The following is a 19,630-nucleotide window of genomic DNA, read 5'->3' as shown; positions in this document are numbered from 1 at the left end:
CCCAGTCCGGCACACCCCGCCCCCCCACCCCCCCCCCCCGCGCCCCCCCCGCGCGCCCGGGGGGGCCCCCGCCCCCGGCGGGGGGGGCGGGGGGCCCCCGGGGGGGCCCCCCCGGCGGGGGCCCCCGGATCCGTACCGCGGATCCAGGGGCCCCGTGGGACACACGGCGGGGCTTCACACCCGCCGGAGGACCGCCACGACCTTGCCGAGGATCGTCGCCTCGTCGCCGGGGATCGGCTGGTACGCGGAGTTGTGCGGGAGCAGCCACACATGACCGTCCTCGCGCTTGAAGCGCTTGACCGTGGCCTCGCCGTCCAGCATGGCCGCCACGATGTCGCCGTTCTCCGCCACGGGCTGACGTCGTACGGTGACCCAGTCCCCGTCACAGATCGCCGCTTCGATCATCGAGTCACCGACGACCTTCAGCACGAAGAGCTCGCCGTCCCCGACCAGCTGGCGGGGGAGGGGGAACACGTCCTCGACCGACTCCTCGGCGAGGATCGGCCCACCGGCCGCGATCCGGCCGACCAGCGGCACGTACGACGCCGCGGGCTTCCCGGTGGTGTCCGTGGGCTGTGTGCTGGGCTGGTCCGAACCGCGCACCTCGTACGCCCGGGGGCGGTGGGGGTCGCGGCGGAGGAAGCCCTTGCGCTCCAGAGCCATCAGCTGGTGTGCGACGGAGGACGTGCTGGAAAGGCCCACCGCCTGCCCGATCTCCCGCATCGACGGGGGGTACCCCCGCCGCTGTACGGAGTCGCGGATGACCTCGATCACGCGCCGCTGCCGGTCCGTGAGCCCCGAGCTGTCCGCCCGGATTCCAGGAGGTCGTCCGGGCAACGAGCGTGCTGGGCGCGCGGGCTCCGGGCCCTCCGTGTTCGTGACTGAGTCATTCATGGCATGCACCGGCTCGAGTCGGCTCTGGGAGCGGTCCTGGGCAGTGATGATGGCACTGTCTGCGGTGGTGGTCACGTCGGCCCCTCTCGAATGGTCTCCCTAGCTGCACAACGGTAGTAGCTTTCGAAAGGTTGCGCCAAACACACGTTCGAGTGAAAAACGAATAAAAGTCAGCCGAGTGTTCACTGCCGGGTGTATGAGCGAGGCCGGGGAGACGTCCGCCATCGGGCCGGTGCCCCGGCCTGATGGCGCGGGCCGACCGGCCATGCGGACCCTGACGCTACCGTCCGCGCTCGCGGCGCAGGCGCGCGGGGGCGTTCTCCGGGCCGTCCGAGGTGTCCGGGAGGACGGCCCGCGTGCCGTGCGCGTGGCCCGGAAGGTGCCGCCCGCGTGGCCCGGAAGCGGTCGCCCCGGACTCGGTGACGCGCCCCGCTTCCCGTACCCTCGTGGTCGGTCGTACGCTGCCTCCCGGCCGCCTCGGTGCGCGACACGCGCTAGGGCCAAATGCGCGGCCAAACCCAAGATCTAGTGGTTGGATTGCTACAGCCACCCAGAAGTTGTGGTCCCCGTCATTCGGGGGTGTGGTCATCGCCTATGCTTGAGACCGCTTCGAAGGCCCCTCACCGGGCCTGAAGAGGCTATTCAGTCGCGCTGTGAAGGAGGGTTGGGAGCCATGCACTGCCCCTTCTGCAGGCACCCCGACAGCCGGGTCGTCGACAGTCGCACCACCGACGACGGGACCTCGATCCGACGGCGTCGCCAGTGCCCCGACTGCTCCCGCCGTTTCACGACGGTGGAGACCTGCTCGCTCATGGTCGTCAAGCGCAGCGGTGTCACCGAGCCCTTCAGTCGTACCAAGGTCATCTCCGGCGTGCGCAAGGCATGTCAGGGGCGGCCGGTCACCGAGGACGCCCTCGCCAAACTCGGCCAGCGGGTCGAGGAGGCGGTGCGCGCCACCGGCAGCGCCGAGCTGACCACTCACGACGTGGGTCTGGCCATCCTCGGCCCCCTGCAGGAACTCGACCTCGTCGCCTACCTGCGGTTCGCGTCCGTCTACCGGGCCTTCAACAGCCTCGAGGACTTCGAGGCCGCCATCGTGGAACTCCGCGAGCAGCGGCCTCCCGTACAAGGATGCGGGACCGGCGAGACCCTTGAGGTCCCCGTTCCCGCCGTCGCCGCCGACTGAGCGGCACCCGTCGGCCCCACCGATCCGAGGATCGGCTGCGGGCCGGCACCAGGACCTGCTCCGGACGGCGCATGACGTACGCGGCGTCCGAAGCATCAGACACACACTGTGCCCGGGGAAGTTCTCGGCACTTCAGGGCGTTTTTGCCCACATATGGGAGGCGGCATGACAGAGACGGCGAGCGGCCCGGCACGAGGTGCCCGCAAGGGGACCAAGTCGACTGCGACCAAGCAGGGCCTGCGTATCGAGCGCATCCACACCACTCCCGGCGTGCATCCGTACGACGAGGTGGCGTGGGAGCGCCGTGACGTCGTCATGACCAACTGGCGCGACGGCTCGATCAACTTCGAGCAGCGTGGCGTCGAGTTCCCCGACTTCTGGTCGGTGAACGCGGTCAACATCGTCACCAGCAAGTACTTCCGCGGGGCCGTCGGCACCCCCCAGCGCGAGACCGGTCTGCGACAGCTGATCGACCGGATCGTGAAGACGTACCGGAAGGCCGGCGAGGACTACAACTACTTCGCCTCTCCCGCGGACGCCGAGATCTTCGAGCACGAGCTGGCGTACGCCCTCCTGCACCAGATCTTCAGCTTCAACTCCCCGGTCTGGTTCAACGTCGGCACACCCCAGCCGCAGCAGGTCTCCGCCTGCTTCATCCTGGCCGTCGACGACTCCATGGAGTCGATCCTCGACTGGTACAAGGAAGAGGGGATGATCTTCAAGGGCGGCTCCGGTGCCGGCCTGAACCTCTCCCGCATCCGCTCCTCCAAGGAACTCCTCTCCTCGGGCGGCAACGCCTCCGGACCGGTCTCCTTCATGCGCGGCGCCGACGCGTCCGCCGGAACGATCAAGTCCGGTGGTGCCACCCGCCGTGCGGCCAAGATGGTCATCCTCGACGTCGACCACCCCGACATCGAGAACTTCATCGAGACCAAGGTGAAGGAGGAGGAGAAGATCCGCGCCCTGCGTGACGCGGGCTTCGACATGGACCTGGGCGGCGACGACATCACGTCCGTCCAGTACCAGAACGCCAACAACTCGGTCCGGGTCAACGACGAGTTCATGAAGGCCGTCGAGTCCGGGTCGAAGTTCGGGCTGCGCGCCCGGATGACCGGCGACGTCATCGAAGAGGTCGAGGCCAAGTCCCTCTTCCGCAAGATGGCCGAGGCGGCCTGGGCCTGTGCCGACCCCGGCATCCAGTACGACGACACGATCAACCAGTGGCACACCTGCCCCGAGTCCGGCCGGATCAACGGCTCGAACCCGTGCAGCGAGTACATGCACCTGGACAACACCTCGTGCAACCTCGCCTCGCTGAACCTGATGAAGTTCCTCAAGGACGACGGCAAGGGCAAGCAGTCCTTCGAGTCCGAGCGCTTCGCCAAGGTCGTCGAGCTGGTCATCACCGCGATGGACATCTCCATCTGCTTCGCCGACTTCCCGACCGAGAAGATCGGCGAGAACACCCGCGCCTACCGTCAGCTGGGCATCGGCTACGCCAACCTCGGCGCCCTGCTGATGGCGACCGGCCACGCGTACGACAGTGACGGCGGTCGCGCCCTCGCCGGCGCCATCACCTCGCTGATGACCGGTACCTCGTACCGGCGCTCCGCCGAGCTGGCCGAGGTCGTCGGCCCGTACGACGGCTACGCCCGCAATGCCGAGCCGCACCAGCGCGTCATGAAGCAGCACGCCGACGCCAACGCCGTGGCCGTGCACGCCGACGACCTGGACAACCCGATCTGGGCCGCCGCTACGGAGGCATGGCAGGACGTCATCCGTCTCGGCGCGAAGAACGGTTTCCGTAACGCGCAGGCGTCGGTCATCGCACCCACCGGCACCATCGGTCTCGCGATGTCCTGCGACACCACCGGCCTGGAGCCCGACCTCGCCCTGGTCAAGTTCAAGAAGCTGGTCGGCGGCGGCTCGATGCAGATCGTCAACGGCACCGTGCCGCAGGCGCTGCGTCGCCTGGGCTACCAGGAGGAGCAGATCGAGGCGGTCGTCGCCCACATCGCCGAGAACGGCAACGTGATCGACGCCCCCGGCCTGAAGACCGAGCACTACGAGGTCTTCGACTGCGCGATGGGCGAGCGTTCCATCTCCGCGATGGGCCACGTGCGCATGATGGCGGCCATCCAGCCGTGGATCTCCGGCGCACTCTCCAAGACGGTGAACCTGCCGGAGACGGCCACCGTCGAGGACGTCGAAGAGGTCTACTTCGAGGCGTGGAAGATGGGCGTCAAGGCGCTCGCGATCTACCGCGACAACTGCAAGGTCGGCCAGCCCCTCTCCGCGAAGACCAAGGAGAAGGAGAAGGAGGCCGTCACGGCCAAGGCCGAGGACACCATCCGTACCGCGGTCGAGAAGGTCGTCGAGTACCGCCCGGTCCGCAAGCGTCTGCCCAAGGGCCGTCCCGGCATCACCACCTCCTTCACGGTGGGCGGCGCCGAGGGTTACATGACCGCCAACTCCTACCCGGACGACGGTCTCGGTGAGGTCTTCCTGAAGATGTCCAAGCAGGGCTCGACCCTCGCGGGCATGATGGACGCCTTCTCCATCGCCGTCTCGGTCGGTCTGCAGTACGGCGTCCCGCTGGAGACGTACGTCTCGAAGTTCACCAACATGCGCTTCGAGCCGGCCGGCATGACGGACGACCCGGACGTGCGGATGGCGCAGTCGATCGTCGACTACATCTTCCGCCGCCTGGCGCTGGACTTCCTGCCCTTCGAGACCCGCTCGGCCCTCGGCATCCACTCCGCCGAGGAGCGTCAGCGCCACCTCGACACCGGCTCCTACGAGCCGTCGTTCGAGGAGGAGCAGCTGGAGGCCGAGAACCTGGTCCAGCCCGCCCCGGCCGCACGGCCGGAGCCGCTGAAGGCGGTCGCCACCGTCGAGGAGGCCGGCACGCCGGCTCCGAAGACGGCTCACACCTCGGCGGAGCTCGTCGAGATGCAGCTCGGCATCAGCGCCGACGCCCCGCTCTGCTTCTCCTGCGGTACGAAGATGCAGCGCGCCGGTTCCTGCTACATCTGCGAGGGCTGCGGCTCGACCAGCGGTTGCAGCTGACCGGACCGGACGCCCCGGGAGGGGCCAGGGCCCAGACCGAAGGGGGCGGGCAGGACTCCGATCACGGAGTTCCTGCCCGCCCCCTTCGGCTGTGTCACGCGCGGCTGTGTCACTCCCCGGACGGACGGCTCCCCATCGCCGCGGCGAACGCGTCGGCGTCCCCGTCGAACCCCCGCACCGCGTCGTGGAACCGCCAGACCCCGGAGGAGTCCCGCACGAACTCGGCGACGACGGCCGCCGTCGCCGCGGGTACCGTCGAGAAGTCGGCTTCGGCGAGGACGGTGTACCCCTCACGGATCTGCACGAAGGTGCTCTCTATCGACCCGAACGTCTTGTGGCCGTCGCGCTGCTGTATGGCGACGCCGACGACGACCCGGGAGTACGCCTCCGAGAGCCGGTCCAGCTCCAGCGTCATGACCTCGTCGTAGCCGAGTCCCTGACCGGTCCTGCTGTCGCGGTTGAGCGTGATGGTGCCGTCCGGTGCGCGGCTGTCGAAGTGCACGAGGTACGCGGGGTCGCCGTACGGCTCCTCGGCCGGATAGGTAGCCGCCATGATGTCGAGGTCGTTGGCGGGCTCGCCGTGAGGGCTGGGATCCCATTTGACCCTGACCTCGACCTTCTCGATGTCCTTGTTGGGAGTGCTCATCGGACTTCGCTCCTTCGCGCGGGGCCGTCGGTCCGGTTCTATCACCCGGTCGTGTCCCCAACGGGCCGTGGAACCAACCCCGGCTCGGGGGCGAGGGGCGTAATCGGGCCACGGCGGGGGGATCGCGTCTCTCATTCCGGACTCGTCGCCCCGCATCAGGACGTCCGTACCTGCTCCGCCCGCCCCGGCTACGAGGATCCGTTCCGCCGAATCGAGGCGGTCGAACAGCGGGTTGGTGTGCGACGAGGGCATGGTGATCATTGTGCGATCACCCGTGACCGGTTCTGATGCACTCCGTCGGAGCGTGACCCACGCCACGTCCGTCACCCGTACGATGGAGCAGTGCTGGTCAAGTGGATTCGCTGCAGTGTGGGGGACCGTCGCGGTTTCGAGCGGGGGCAGCGCAAGTGGGCGGGGCTGCTGGGTGAGCCGGGGTTCAGGGGCCAGGGCGGCGGCTGGAGCCGCGGCCGGCCCGAGGTGGCCCATGTCTTCGCGTTCTGGGAGAACAGGGTCTTCTACGACTCCTTCATGGCGCGGGGGCACGACGCCCTGGCCGCCGCGCAGGCCGGAACGTGCAACGACATCCAGGTCAAGCTGTTCGAGTACCGCTTCGACGTGAAGACCGGCTTCGAGCCCCACTTCACGGACGCGGACGTGGTCAGGGTGGCGCACAGCAGGGTGCACGAGGAGCGGGTCGAGCACTTCGCGCTGATGCAGCAGCGAGTGTGGAATCCGGCGATGGCCGGATCCCCCGGGATGCTGCGCGGCGTGTTCGGGGAGGCGCCCGGGCACGAGTTCCTGGTCCTGTCGATGTGGCAGTCGAGCGCCGAGCGCGGCAAGTACCGGCCGGCCAGTGCCGAACGGCTCTCGCAACGGGCGCAGACCGAGGACGACGTGGTGTCGCTGACCGGTGACGTCGTGCAGCTCGAACCGGCGTGGACCGTGTGACCGACCGGGCCGCCACTGTTTTCACCGGCGACGCCACCGTCGGGTTCCGGACAATTGCTCGAAAGGCCCTAGGGTCGGTACATGGCAAGACCGCAACGCATTGTCCTCGTCAGGCACGGTGAGTCCGAGGGCAACGCCGACGACACCGTGTACGAGCGCGAGCCCGACCACGCACTGAGGCTCACCCCGACCGGACTGCGGCAGTCCCGTGAGACGGGGGCGCGGCTGCGCGAGCTCTTCGAGGGGGAGCGGGTCAGCGTGTACGTCTCGCCCTACCGCCGGACGCACGAGACGTTCAGGTCCCTCGGGCTGGATCTCGAAAACGTCCGGGTGCGCGAGGAGCCCCGGCTGCGCGAGCAGGACTGGGGGAACTGGCAGGACCGGGACGACGTGCGCCTCCAGAAGGCGTACCGGGACGCCTATGGTCACTTCTTCTACCGCTTCGCGCAGGGCGAGTCCGGTGCGGATGTGTACGACCGGGTGGGCGCGTTCCTGGAGAGCCTGTACCGGAGCTTCGAGGACCCCGACCACCCGCAGAACGTCCTGCTGGTCACCCACGGACTGACCATGCGGCTCTTCTGCATGCGGTGGTTCCACTGGTCCGTGGCCGAATTCGAATCGCTCTCCAACCCGTGCAACGGGGAATCCCGGACGCTGGTACTCGGCAAGGACGGTCGCTACACGCTGGACAGGCCGTTCGAACGGTGGCGCACCCCTGAGCCGTACGGCATCACCGGATAGAGTGGAAGCGATGACCCGATCCGCTTCCGACCAGCGCTTCGAACGCGCCCTTGCCAGCCTGCGTGGCCTCTCCGTGGGGGACGCCCTGGGCTCCCAGTTCTTCGTGCCCGCCTACTATCCGCTCCTGAAGGACCGCGCCCTGCCCCCCGGGCCGTGGCAGTGGACCGATGACACCGAGATGGCCGCCTCGGTGCTGGCCGTGCTGGATGAGCACGGCCGTATCGACCAGGACGCCCTCGCCCGCTCCTTCGCGGTGCACCACGACTTCGACCGGGGATACGGCCCCGCCGTGAACCGCCTGCTCAGGCTGGTCCGGGAGGGCGGCGACTGGCGTGAGCTGGCCTCCGCGCTCTTCCAGGGGCAGGGCTCCTGGGGCAATGGCTCGTCGATGCGCATCGCCCCGCTCGGTGCCTGGTACGCGGACGATCCCGAGCAGGCCACGCATCAGGCCGAGATCTCCTCGTACACCACGCACCAGCACCGGGAAGCCGTCGTCGGCGCGATGGCGGTCGCGGCAGCCGCCTCGCTCGCGGCCTCGCCCACCGGCCCGCCCACACCGGGGGACCTCCTCGACGGCGTGATCGCGCTCGTGCCGCGCAGCGCGGTCGGCGCCGGACTGCGCAGGGCACGCGACATGCTGGACTACGAGGACGCGGGCACGGTTGCCGCGGTCCTCGGCAACGGGCGCCGTACGAGCGCGCACGACACCGTCCCCTTCGCCCTCTGGTCCGCGGCACGGAACCTCGGCGATTTCGAGCAGGCCTTCTGGGTGACCGCTCAGGCCGGCGGTGATGTCGACACGACCTGCGCGATCGTCGGCGGAGTGGTCGCGGCGGGCGCGGCGGGTGCGCCACCGACGGAGTGGACGGCTCGGACGGAGAAGCTGCCCGACTGGATGAAGGCGATCCGGTAGGACGACGCCGCTGTCCGCGCCCGACTGTCACGGAACTGCCACAGCCTTGCCCCGTGCGGCCGGTCGCCGTCACAGGGGGTTACTCTTTCGGCCACGCCGCCCGCGGTGATCATCACGACGGGTGTGCACCGAATGAGACGCCGGGGGGCCGCGCTGCCCAGGGCTCGCGCGAGCGGACCCCGGTGGGGGAGGGGTCCCGTGCCAGATCACACGCCAGAAGCACCCCGGCCGGAGCGTGCGCCGGAGACAACCGAAGCAACAGAAGCAACACAGGCACCAGAAGCACCGGCGGCGGGAGCGGCGGAGCCGTCCGGAACGTCCCAGCCGGTGCCGAAGGCTGTGACCGTTCCGGTATCCGGGGAGACCTCGGCACCGGCTGCGACGCCGGCCGGCACGGCGGGTCCGCCCGCTGCGGCCCCGCAGCCGCCCGCGCACGTGGAGGGTCCGGGGACACCCGTGGTCCCGCCACCGCGCGACACCGGACCACAGCCGCCGAAGGTTCCGGCCTACGCGCAGCAGGCGCGGGCGTCGCAGCCCGGTCCATGGGGGCAGTCCAAGCAGACGCCTTCGGAGCTCTCGCGGCTCCGCCCGGTCAAGCCGGGAGCCGTTCCGGGCGCCACGCTGTGGGCCGTACTCGCGACCGGACTGCTCAGCGCCCTGCTGCTCGGCGACGGCATCGGCCTGAATCTGCTTTTCGTGGCGGTCCCCGCCGCACTCGCGGCCTGGTTCGCCGCCCGCGGCGCGTCCCGCCGACTGCGCCCCTGGACGGCTGTCTGGGCGGTCGGCGGAATGGCCCTGCTCGCCGTCCCGGCACTCCGCGACGCCGGCTGGCCGACACTGCTCGCCATCGTGTCCGCCTTCGCGCTCGGCTCCCTCGCGCTGCACGGCAGCCGCAGCTGGCTCGGAGTGTTCCTCGGTTCGCTGGGGCTGCTGACATCCGTCGCCGAATCACTGGGCTGGGGCGTCCGCGGGATACGGGACCGGATGGCGGGCTCCCGGGGCCGCTGGGGCGTGGTCTTCCGGTCCGCGGTCGTCGCCGTCGTCCTGCTCATCGTGTTCGGGGCGCTCTTCGCGAGTGCCGACGCCGCGTTCGCCGATGTGCTCGGCAGCCTGATGCCCGATGTGTCCATCGGTGACAGCCCGTGGCGGTTCTTCCTCGGCGTGGTGGGCCTCGTCGGTGCGCTCGCCGCCGCGTACACCGCTGCCGCCCCCGTGCGCTGGGACGGTTTGACGGTGCGTCCGGGCCAGGCGCGCGGGCGTCTGGAATGGGCGCTGCCGCTCGTCGTCCTGAACCTGCTCTTCGCCGCCTTCCTCGCCATTCAGCTCACGGTGCTGCTCGGCGGGTACGACAAGGTGATGGCCGAGACCGACCTCAGCTACTCCCAGTACGCCCGCGAGGGGTTCTGGCAGCTGCTCTGGGCCACCCTGCTCACCCTGCTGGTGATCGCGCTCGCCCTGCGCTGGGCGCCGCGCGGCGGAGCACGTGACCGTACGCTCGTACGCGGCGTACTCGGCACCCTGTGCCTGCTCACGCTCGTCGTCGTCGCCTCCGCGCTGCGACGCATGGACCTCTACGTCGACGCGTACGGGCTGACCCGGCTGCGGATCTCCGTGGCGGCGGTCGAACTGTGGCTGGGCGTCGTTCTCGTACTGATCATGGCGGCCGGTGTCTTCGGCGCGAAGATGCTGCCGCGCGCCGTCGCGGCGAGCGCGGCCGTCGGCGTCCTGGTGTTCGGACTCATCTCGCCGGACGGCCTGATCGCGGAACAGAACGTCGATCGCTACAACCGCCACCGCTCGATCGACATCGCGTACCTCCGCGGCCTCTCGGCCGATGCCGTACCGGCCCTCGACACCCTTCCGGAGCCCCTGCGCTCATGCGCCCTGGAGGAGATCCAGCGGTCGCTGCGGGACTCGGACGAACCGTGGTACGCGACGAGTTGGGGTGAGGCGAGGGCTCGGGACATCCTCGGCGACTGGGACCCCGGCTACCGTACGCGCGACTGCCGCGGGCTCGGGGCGGGGGACAACGGGAGCGACCGCGGCGACGTGGACGATCCGTACGACCCCTACGACCCGTACTGAACGGCGTCGCACGCACCGCACCGGAAGCGGGCCGTCCCCTCGGGGCGGCCCGCTTCCGTTCGTGTGTACGGCTTTCGTGGGCGTTGCTCCCGGGCGCGCAGGGACTCGTTCGTGGTCCCCGCCCGCGAGCCTCTGCGTGGCGGCCGTCCGCACGCTAAGCGGCCGGCCCTCCCGCCGCCGCCTTTCCGCTCAGCGCCTCCAGATCGCTCTTGCGCACCCGGATGACCAGCAGCGCCGTCAGCAGGGCGAGGCCCGCCATGGCCACCGCGGCGAGGAACGCGGTCGAGATGCCCTGGGAGAGCACCTCGTGGCCCCAGCTCCCGGGAAGCTCCCGCGTCTTGGCGAACTCCGCCTTCTGCTCCGGTGACGCCTGCGCCAGGAATTGCGGAACCTGCTTCTCCGCCTCGTTGCGGCTCGCCGTACCGAAGACGGTGACCAGGATGGAGAGGCCCAGCGAACCGCCCACCTGCTGGCTGGCGTTGAGAAGGCTGGAGGCGGCCCCGGCCTCGTGCTGCGCGACTCCGGAGACCGCGGTCAGCGTGAGGGTGACGAAGTTCAGACCCATGCCGAAACCGAACACGAGCATCGGACCCAGGACCCCGGACAGGTAGGAGCTGTCGGGGGAGATGAACGTGAGCCAGACCAGCCCCACGCCGCTGAACGCCGAGCCCGTGACCATGAACGGCTTCGGTCCGAGCACCGGAAGGAACCGCTGCGAGAGCCCCGCTCCGACGATGATCGCGACGGTCACCGGCAAGAACGCCAGGCCCGACTCGATGGGGCTGTAGGCCAGCACGTTCTGCACGAACAGCACGATGAAGAAGAACATGCCGAACATGGCCGCGGCCAGGCTGAGCATGATCACGTACGTACCCGAACGGTTCCGGTCGGCGAACATCCGCAGGGGAGTGATCGGCTCCTTGGCACGCATCTCGATGAGGACGAACGAGGCGAGCAGAAGCACCGCGGCGCCGAACGAAGCCAGGGTCACGGAGTCCCGCCAGCCCTCCTCGGAGGCTCGGATGAACCCGTACACGAGCGATGCCATGCCGAGGGTCGAGGTCAGGGCGCCCGAGATGTCGAAGCGGCCCGGATGCTTCTCGGACTCGTTGATGTACAGCGGTGCCAGGACGGCGATCAGCACACCGATCGGCACGTTGACGAAGAACACCCAGCGCCAGTCGAGCCACTCGGTGAGCAGCCCGCCCGCCAGCAGGCCGATCGCGCCGCCGCCCGCGGACACCGCGGCGAAGACACCGAACGCGCGATTGCGCTCAGGCCCTTCCGGGAACGTTGTGGTGATCAGCGCCAGCGAGGTGGGTGAGGCGATGGCGCCGCCGATGCCCTGGAGGGCGCGGGCCGCGAGCAACTGCCGGGGCTCCTGGGCGAATCCGCCCAGCAGCGAGGCCAGCGTGAAGACCAGGATGCCCGTCATGAAGACGCGGCGGCGGCCCAGGATGTCCCCGGCCCGGCCGCCGAGCAGCAGCAGACCGCCGAAGGTGAGCGTGTAGGCGCTGAGGACCCAGGACAGATCGGTGGTCGAGAAGCTGAGTGCATCCTGGATGTGCGGGAGGGCGATGTTGACGATCGTGGAATCGAGCACAACCATCAACTGACAAGCGGCGATGACGGCCAGGGCGACCCCCGGGCGGCCCTGCCGTCGTGCCGCGCCCGGTGCGCTCCGTGCTTCTAACTGAGAGGTTGTCACTATCGGTCCCCCACAAATGAATTAGTGAACGGATCCGTTCACTGTCGCGTCAACGTTAGTGAGTCCCCTTCAGTGAACGCAAGCGTTCACTGCATCCTTCGTCGTCGTGCCGCGTCCGGATCCACCGTCCCGGCCGGGACCTGCTCAGTCCCGCGCCGACCGTTGTGACGCCCGTCCCGTCATTGCCCGCCCGGTTCCGAGCGCCGGTCGGCCCGCCCGGGCGTACGACCTGTTCCGATGGAGAGAAGCTCATGGTTACTTCGCGATCGGCAGCCGCCGCCCGGCAGCCGGTGGTGTCTCTGAGGCGCCGCGGACCCGTGCTGGAACGCGCGATCCTCGACGCCGCTCTGGAACGGCTGAGTACGGTCGGCTGGAGCGGACTGACGATGGAGGGCGTCGCCGCCGGCGCCCGGACCGGCAAGGCCGCGATCTACCGGCGATGGCCCTCCAAGGAGGACCTCGTCGCGGAAGCGCTGCGCAGCGCCCTGCCGGCGATCGGCGACGCGCCGGACTGCGGGAGCATCCGCGAGGACCTCTATCAGCTGTGCTGCGTGCTCCGCGAGGCCATGCTGTCCGAGTCGGGCTCCGCACTCCGCGCGGTTCTTCACGAATGCGATGCGGACACGGCGGAACGGTTCCAGTCGGTGATCCTCAGCGGTGTGATCGGTCCGACGACCGCCCTCATCCGAGAGGTCGTGAGCAGGGGTGTCGACCGTGGCGAGGTCCGCGCCGACGCGCTGCGGGGATTGGCCTTCGACGTCATCCCCGCGATGATGATGTATCGCAGCAAGGTGTGCGGCAGCGAATGGACGGACGGGGACATCGCCGACCTGATCGATCAGGTCGCCGTTCCGTTCTTCCGGGCCGGCCCCGGCTGAGCCGTCGCGCCGAACCCTGTCGTACGTCCCGTGCGAGAGGTCTCGGCGCCCCGCCTCCGGTGGTCGGGTGCCGACGGAGACGCCCCGGGTGCGCCCCGGGGTGTTCTCGCCGCTCGCACCGGCGTACGCTTGCTGGCGCCATGCCGTACGAACCACCCACGCACACCGTCGAGCGCTCACTGCGCGCCACCACCGGTGCCAGGACCGTCGCCGGCGTCGACGAGGTCGGACGCGGAGCGTGGGCCGGACCGGTCACCGTGTGTGCCGCGGTCACCGGCCTCCGCAAGCCTCCCGCCGGACTCACCGACTCCAAGCTGATCAGCCCCAAGCGCCGCGCGGAGCTCGCGCCGCTGCTGGAGCGCTGGGTCACCGCGTACGCCCTCGGCGACGCCTCACCCCAGGAGATCGATGAGCTCGGAATGACCGCCGCGCTCCGCCTCGCCGCCGTGCGCGCGCTGGAAGCGCTGCCGGTGCGACCCGACGCGGTGATCCTGGACGGCAAGCACGACTACCTGGGCACGCCCTGGCAGGTGCGTACGGTCATCAAGGGTGACCAGTCCTGCGTCGCGGTCGCCGCGGCCTCGGTGATCGCGAAGGTCCGCCGGGACGCCGTGATGGCCGAACTCGGTGCGGATTCCGGTCAGTACGCGGACTTCGCCTTCGGCGCCAACGCCGGCTACCCGTCCCCCGTGCACAGGGCCGCGCTGGAGGAGCTGGGCCCGACGGCCCACCACCGCCTGTCGTGGTCCTACCTCGACGCGCTGCCCAGGTGGCAGCACCTCAAGAAGGTCCGCTTCTCCGCCGAGGCGGCCGCACTGGAAAGCGGGGGCCAGCTCGGCTTCGATTTCTGATCGCGCACATGTGCCCACCCGCTGATGCCATGCGCGTCGGCGTTTGATAGACAACCACCCATGCCTCTCATCCCCGAGGAGCCTCAGATTCACGAGAGCGTCCAGGGTCCCCGCGCCACTCCGGCCACCGGCCGCACCGCGTCGACCCCTCGTCCCGTACCCGGTCCGCGTACCGCGGCCATGCCGCGCCCCGGTCGTCCGGGTCCCGGCCCCGCGAGGCCCGCGCCCCCGGCGCCGCGCCCGCAATCCACCTCCGCCCGGCCCCAGGAGGCCCCGCCGGAGAATCGTTCCGCACCCCAGCTCCAGGTGATTCCCGCCGCGGCCGACGGCGCGCTCGACGCCGCCGACGAGGCGGTGGACCTGCTGCTCGACTCCGGCCGCGCACCCGGCGACATCCTGGTGCTGACCACCGGTGAGCAGCACCCGTGGGCGACGCACGAGCTCTCCTTCGGCGAGGCCGCCTACTGGGCGCAGCACGAAGCGGGCGACGACGTGTTCTTCGCCGGTACCGCGGCCGCGGACCGGGTGAAGCCACGGCCTGTGGTGATCATCGCGGTCAACGGCGCCGACGACGACGCGGCGAACGCGCTGACGGCGGCGCGGCGTTGCGCCGGAGCCCTGCTGATCGTCTGCGGGGATCCGCAGCGGATCAACGCGGCGCTCGGCGCGGGTGTCTGAGCCGCGGTCGTCTGCTGTCGGCCCGTGGTGACCCGGCTGCCCGCGAGGGCGGCCGGGTTCCGCGGCCGGGTCAGCGAGCCGCGGTGCGGTGCAACGCCTGGGCCGCGCCCCCGCCCGTGCGCGACGGACCGGACTCCTGGTCCAGCGCGGTGTCGGCGAGCGAGGACGGCTGTGACGTGGAGTTGGGGCGACGGCCGCCCCGGCCCTCACCGAGCACCTGCCAGCCGCCGCCGGTCAGCGTGATGTACGCGCCGCACCGCAGCCCGTGCAGGGTGCAGGCGTCCCGCAGTCCCCACATCCAGGCCCCGTCCTCCTCCGTCCAACGCTCGTCCCCCTCGCGGCAGTAGAGCAGCACCGCGGTGCGGACGGGAGTACGGCGGCGAAGATCGTGCGGGATCACCCGGCGCAGGTGGGCCAGCAGGGCGTTACGGAACTCCCAGCCGTCCGCCGTCACCGAACGACGGGCGAACGAGGCGCTCGCCGTCAGGCGTTCCTCATGGTCGAGCACCGCGACGACCGCGGTTTGCGCGTTCGGCCGGTGCCTTGCGTGCAGACCGCTGACCACCTCGCGCGGGCTGCGCAGCAGCGGTATGCCCGCCGCCGCCCACTCGGCCGGTTCGAGCGTTCGGGCAAGTCGGTTGGTGGAGTCGGCGGCAGGCGACATCGAAGTGGCTGCGGACGGAGCGAATCCGAAGGTCACGGTCCTCCCTTCGCATACGCGCCCACGAAGCGGGCAGGGTCGGGTGAGGGCGCGCCGCGGCACAGCCCTTCCGGGCCCGCGAAAAGACCGTGCGGGGAGCGATTCCAATTCTCCCTGGCGTATCGGCGGGCGGCAACGAGCAATTGGCGCAGCTGACGGTAATCAGCCGGTATGACACGGATATCCCTGCCCACTCCGGCACGGATGACGCCACCTGCCACGTCCGAACCGCCGAGGACCAGCGGAAACACGCCACCCCCGGCCGTCCGCGGCCGCCGGCCCGTCACCGATGCGGGCCGACCGGGGCCGGAGACCGGCCTCCCAGGGTGGTCCGGTGCGTGCACCCCCGGCCGCGGATGCCCCGCCGGACGGCTAGTGAGCCGGTCGTCACGCGGGGTGAAGTCGTCGATTGTCCGAGGCATCGGGTTGCATGGGGGCATGGACAACCAGGAACTCCGCACGGAAGCCGATGTCATTCTCGCCGAGCTCGTCGGTGCCCCCGGGGGCACGGCACGGCTGCGGGAGGACCAGTGGCAGGCGGTGTCCGCCCTGGTGCAGGAGCGTCGCCGCGCGCTGGTGGTGCAACGGACGGGGTGGGGCAAGTCCGCGGTCTACTTCGTGGCCACCGCACTGCTGCGGCGGCGTGGCGCCGGCCCCACGGTGATCATCTCGCCGCTGCTGGCGCTGATGCGCAACCAGGTGGAGTCGGCCGCGCGGGCGGGCATCCAGGCGCGCACCATCAACTCGGCCAACCCGGAGGAGTGGGAGACGATCTACGGCGAGGTCGAGCGCGGCGAGACCGACGTCCTCCTGGTGAGCCCCGAACGCCTCAACTCGGTGGACTTCCGTGATCAGGTGCTGCCGAGGCTCGCGGCCACCACGGGCCTGCTCGTGGTCGACGAGGCGCACTGCATCTCCGACTGGGGCCACGACTTCCGGCCGGACTACCGACGGCTGCGCGCGATGCTGGCCGAGCTGCCCGCCGGTGTGCCCGTGCTGGCCACCACCGCGACCGCCAACGCGCGCGTGACGGCGGACGTGGCCGAACAGCTCGGTACCGGCGCCGGCGAGGCCCTGGTGCTGCGCGGCCCGCTCGACAGGGAGAGCCTGCGGCTCGGTGTGGTCCAGCTGCCGGACGCCGCGCACCGCCTGGCCTGGCTCGCCGAGCACCTCGACGACCTGCAGGGCTCGGGGATCATCTACACGCTCACGGTCGCCGCGGCCGAGGAGGCCACCGCCTACCTGCGGCAGCGGGGCTTCCGCGTCGCGTCGTACACGGGCAAGACGGAGAACGCGGACAGGCTGCAGGCCGAGATCGATCTGCAGGAGAACCGGGTGAAGGCCCTGGTCGCCACATCGGCGCTGGGCATGGGCTACGACAAGCCGGATCTCGGTTTCGTGGTGCATCTGGGGTCCCCCTCCTCGCCGATCGCCTACTACCAGCAGGTGGGGCGTGCGGGGCGCGGGGTGGCCCATGCCGATGTCCTGCTGTTGCCGGGCAAGGAGGACGAGGCCATCTGGCGCTATTTCGCCGATACGGCGTTCCCGCCCGAGACGCAGGTGCGCCAGACCCTCTCGGCCCTCGCCGGTGCCGGGCGGCCCCTGTCCGTACCGGCCCTGGAAGCGGCGGTGGACCTCCGCCGCAGCCGCCTGGAGTCGATGCTGAAGGTGCTGGACGTCGACGGCGCGGTCAAGCGGGTCAAGGGCGGCTGGACGGCCACGGGAGCCGAGTGGGTGTACGAGGCGGAGCGCTACGCGTGGGTCGCCAAGCAGCGGGCGACCGAGCAGCAGGCCATGCGCGATTACGCGAGCACTTCCCGGTGCCGGATGGAGTTCCTGCGCCTGCAACTGGACGACGAGGGGGCGGCCCCGTGCGGTCGCTGCGACAACTGCGCGGGAGCCTGGGCCGATCGATCCGTCTCGGCGGAGGCGCTGACGGGGGCGACGAAGGAACTGGACCGCCCCGGTGTGGAGATCGAGCCGCGCCGGATGTGGCCGACGGGGATGGCCGCGCTCGGTGTCGAGCTCAAGGGGCGTATCCCGGCCAAGGACCAGTGCGCCACCGGACGCGCCCTCGGCCGGCTCTCCGACATCGGCTGGGGCAACCGGCTGCGTCCGCTGCTCTCGGAGAACGCTCCGGACGGGCCGGTGCCGGACGACGTGCTCCAGGCCGCGGTGGCCGTCATCGCCGACTGGGCTCGCTCCGCGGGCGGCTGGGCCCCGAACGTTCCGGACGCCATCGACCGGCCGGTGGGAGTCGTCGCCGTGCCGTCCCTGACCCGCCCGCAGCTGGTCGGTTCACTGGCCGAGGGCATCGCGGCGATCGGCCGCCTTCCCTTCCTGGGCACGTTGACGCACACCGGCCCGGACGGCACCCACGCGGCTCGCCGCAGCAACTCCGCGCAGCGCCTCAAGGCACTCTCCGGCGCCTTCGCCGTCTCCGAGGAACTGGCCGGCGCCCTGGCCGCCTCTCCCGGCCCGGTGCTGCTGGTGGACGACTCCACGGACTCCGGCTGGACCCTCGCGGTCGTCGCCCGACTGCTCCGCCAGGCAGGCAGTACGCAGGTGCTCCCGCTGGTCCTTGCCGCAGCGGGCTGAATGCCCGGGCGGCTCTTCTCGCTGTCCGCCGAGTCCGGCTGCTGCTCGGATGCGTCGCTGCGCTGCGAGGGCGGCCCGGACGCCCCAGTTGTGCGGCGTGGAACGACCCGAGGGGTGGGCTTCGCAGAGCCGGCCTGACCTGGCGGGCCGCGGACCCTGGTGGGCAGCCGCGGCAGGCCGTCCGCGTCCGTGTAATCGCGGGGCGACCACGCACCCCGTGACCGTCTGTGGATAACTTATCCACAGGGGGTCGCGGAATGTCGCCCGTTACGAGACGGTCATCCCATGAACAAGCACCACGAATCCACCGGACCGTCCGACGAGCAGCAGATCACCCTGCGAGGGCCCGCCGAGTTGGCCGACGCCCTCCCGTACCTCATGGGATTCCATCCGAACGACAGCGTGGTCATGGTCGCGCTGCACGGCGGCCGCGGTCGATTCGGCGGCCGCCTGAGGCTCGGTATCCCGCAGTCGGCGCACGAGTGGCCATCGGTCGCCGGGCAGTTGGCCGAGTGCCTGATCAAGGGGAGCGAGCGACGCGGCGGGCGACCCGACGCGATCGTGGTCTTCCTCTGCCAGGATCCGGCCGAAGGGGAGACGGGCCATCAGACCATGGAGCGGCTGCGGCCCTTCGCCCAGCGGCTGCGTACCGCCTGCGGGGCACTGGACGTACCGGTGCTGGAGGCGCTCTGCATCTCCGGCGACAGGTTCTGGTCCTACGTCTGCCCCGACGCCCGCTGCTGCCCGGCCGAGGGAAACCCGCTGGCCATGCCCGGGACCTCCGTGATGGCCGCCGCCGCGGCCTACGCCGGCATTCAGGTGCGGGGATCGTTGCGCGAGATGGAGGCCCGGCTGGCGCCCCTGCCGAGTGCGGCCATGCAGGAGCAGCTGCGGGCTCTGGACGCGGCAGGGTCCGCGCTGGTGCCGAAGCTCCTCGATGAGGCGAGCCGCAGGGAGGTCGGCGGCACGACTCTGGATCTTGCCCGGCAGCTCATGAAGCGCCTGGGACGGTCCCCGGCGGCAACGCCCTCGCTGTCCGACCTCAACGACGACCGGCTGATCACCCACGAGGAGGCGGCCGCGGTGATTCTCGGTCTCCAGGACCGGGAGACCCGGGACCGGGCCGCGGAGTGGATGGAAGGGCCCGAGGCGGAGACCGCGCTGAGACTGTGGCGGGCGCTGGCGCGCCGCTGTGTCGCGCCGTACGAGGAGCATGCGGCGGCGCCGCTCAGCCTGGCGGGCTGGGTCTCGTGGTCGACCGGAGACGAGCCGGCGGCGAGGGTGGCACTGGGCATCGCCCTGCGCCTGGATCCCGCATACACCTTCGCCCAGCTGCTGCACGAGGCCTGCAATCAGGGCCTCGACCCGGAGACGCTTCGGCGCTGCCTGCGCGGTGAGCGCGGCACACGCACGGCCCGGCGCGGTCACGCTGCGGGAGGACGGGTCGCGGGGGCCCGTTCCGCCCGTTCCGTGCGCGTCCAGGCCGCCGGTCGGCGCCGGACACGGCCCGGCTCCGCCCGGCCCGGCTCGGTGTCCGGCGCGCGCCGGGTCGGACAGCCGCGCGCTCAGGGCCGACGAGGGACCAGGACCGGGCGATGAGAGTGGTGGGGGGGGGGGGGGGGGGGCCGCCCCCCCCCGGCCCCCCGGCCCCCGCCGCCGCCGCCCCCCCCCCCCGCCCCGGGGTTTTTTTGAGTCAGGCACCGAATAAAAAACGAAGCCCCCCACACCCACCCCC

General features: G+C 70.8%; 15 protein-coding genes. 11 read left to right on the top strand and 4 right to left on the bottom strand.

The genetic code is table 11. The features are described from left to right. Positions 1–174: 174 nt before the first annotated feature. Positions 175–969 (bottom strand): transcriptional repressor LexA, encoded by a 795-nt coding sequence (gene lexA, locus ACFYPA_RS36750; protein WP_219573501.1) that lies wholly within the window; start codon positions 967–969, stop codon positions 175–177. A gap of 598 nt (positions 970–1,567) precedes the next feature. Between lexA and nrdR the strand changes: the two genes are divergently transcribed. Both nrdR and ACFYPA_RS36740 read left to right on the top strand, forming a co-directional pair. Then, on the top strand, positions 1,568–2,080 hold the full coding sequence (nrdR, locus tag ACFYPA_RS36745) for a transcriptional regulator NrdR (protein WP_359084802.1): 513 nt from the start codon (positions 1,568–1,570) through the stop codon (positions 2,078–2,080). A gap of 165 nt (positions 2,081–2,245) precedes the next feature. Then, a complete protein-coding gene (locus tag ACFYPA_RS36740) occupies positions 2,246–5,149 on the top strand; it encodes a vitamin B12-dependent ribonucleotide reductase (protein ID WP_359084800.1) in 2,904 nt (967 codons plus the stop codon). Between the two features lie 109 nt (positions 5,150–5,258). On the opposite strand, the gene ACFYPA_RS36735 is transcribed toward ACFYPA_RS36740, so the two are convergent. Continuing rightward, positions 5,259–5,795 (bottom strand): TerD family protein, encoded by a 537-nt coding sequence (locus tag ACFYPA_RS36735; RefSeq protein WP_359084798.1) that lies wholly within the window; start codon positions 5,793–5,795, stop codon positions 5,259–5,261. 342 nt (positions 5,796–6,137) lie between these two features. Between ACFYPA_RS36735 and ACFYPA_RS36730 the strand changes: the two genes are divergently transcribed. From ACFYPA_RS36730 to ACFYPA_RS36715, 4 genes are all read left to right on the top strand, one after another. Then, positions 6,138–6,743, top strand: coding sequence for a YdbC family protein (locus ACFYPA_RS36730; protein WP_359084796.1), 606 nt, complete (start codon positions 6,138–6,140; stop codon positions 6,741–6,743). An 81-nt stretch (positions 6,744–6,824) separates the two neighbouring features. After that, positions 6,825–7,484 (top strand): histidine phosphatase family protein, encoded by a 660-nt coding sequence (locus ACFYPA_RS36725; protein ID WP_359084794.1) that lies wholly within the window; start codon positions 6,825–6,827, stop codon positions 7,482–7,484. Positions 7,485–7,494: 10 nt separating this feature from the next. Beyond that, positions 7,495–8,397, top strand: a complete 903-nt coding sequence (locus ACFYPA_RS36720) for an ADP-ribosylglycohydrolase family protein (RefSeq protein WP_389136973.1) — start codon at positions 7,495–7,497, stop codon at positions 8,395–8,397. Between the two features lie 198 nt (positions 8,398–8,595). Continuing rightward, positions 8,596–10,482, top strand: a complete 1,887-nt coding sequence (locus ACFYPA_RS36715; protein ID WP_389136971.1) for a DUF4153 domain-containing protein — start codon at positions 8,596–8,598, stop codon at positions 10,480–10,482. A 154-nt stretch (positions 10,483–10,636) separates the two neighbouring features. Here ACFYPA_RS36715 and ACFYPA_RS36710 read toward each other — a convergent pair whose 3' ends face one another. Then, on the bottom strand, positions 10,637–12,190 hold the full coding sequence (locus tag ACFYPA_RS36710) for an MFS transporter (RefSeq protein WP_389136968.1): 1,554 nt from the start codon (positions 12,188–12,190) through the stop codon (positions 10,637–10,639). 251 nt (positions 12,191–12,441) lie between these two features. On the opposite strand from ACFYPA_RS36710, the gene ACFYPA_RS36705 reads away from it, so the two are divergent. From ACFYPA_RS36705 to ACFYPA_RS36695, 3 genes are all read left to right on the top strand, one after another. Further along, entirely contained in the window at positions 12,442–13,068 is a 627-nt protein-coding gene (locus ACFYPA_RS36705) for a TetR/AcrR family transcriptional regulator (RefSeq protein WP_359084786.1), read from the top strand. Positions 13,069–13,208: 140 nt separating this feature from the next. Beyond that, positions 13,209–13,919 (top strand): ribonuclease HII, encoded by a 711-nt coding sequence (locus ACFYPA_RS36700; protein ID WP_359084784.1) that lies wholly within the window; start codon positions 13,209–13,211, stop codon positions 13,917–13,919. Positions 13,920–13,979: 60 nt separating this feature from the next. Continuing rightward, positions 13,980–14,597 (top strand): hypothetical protein, encoded by a 618-nt coding sequence (locus tag ACFYPA_RS36695; RefSeq protein ID WP_389136964.1) that lies wholly within the window; start codon positions 13,980–13,982, stop codon positions 14,595–14,597. Positions 14,598–14,667: 70 nt separating this feature from the next. Here ACFYPA_RS36695 and ACFYPA_RS36690 read toward each other — a convergent pair whose 3' ends face one another. Further along, positions 14,668–15,297, bottom strand: a complete 630-nt coding sequence (locus ACFYPA_RS36690) for a hypothetical protein (RefSeq protein ID WP_359084780.1) — start codon at positions 15,295–15,297, stop codon at positions 14,668–14,670. A gap of 438 nt (positions 15,298–15,735) precedes the next feature. Between ACFYPA_RS36690 and ACFYPA_RS36685 the strand changes: the two genes are divergently transcribed. Together ACFYPA_RS36685 and ACFYPA_RS36680 are read left to right on the top strand one after the other, a co-directional pair. Continuing rightward, on the top strand, positions 15,736–17,895 hold the full coding sequence (locus ACFYPA_RS36685) for a RecQ family ATP-dependent DNA helicase (RefSeq protein ID WP_389136961.1): 2,160 nt from the start codon (positions 15,736–15,738) through the stop codon (positions 17,893–17,895). Positions 17,896–18,180: 285 nt separating this feature from the next. Then, positions 18,181–19,494 (top strand): DUF4192 domain-containing protein, encoded by a 1,314-nt coding sequence (locus tag ACFYPA_RS36680; protein ID WP_359317450.1) that lies wholly within the window; start codon positions 18,181–18,183, stop codon positions 19,492–19,494. Positions 19,495–19,630: the final 136 nt, after the last annotated feature.

It is taken from the genome of Streptomyces sp. NPDC005775 (assembly GCF_042871565.1).
GTDB lineage: Bacteria > Actinomycetota > Actinomycetes > Streptomycetales > Streptomycetaceae > Streptomyces.
Note: the sequence above shows the minus strand (reverse complement) of the source record. Positions and strands in the feature narration are given on the sequence as shown.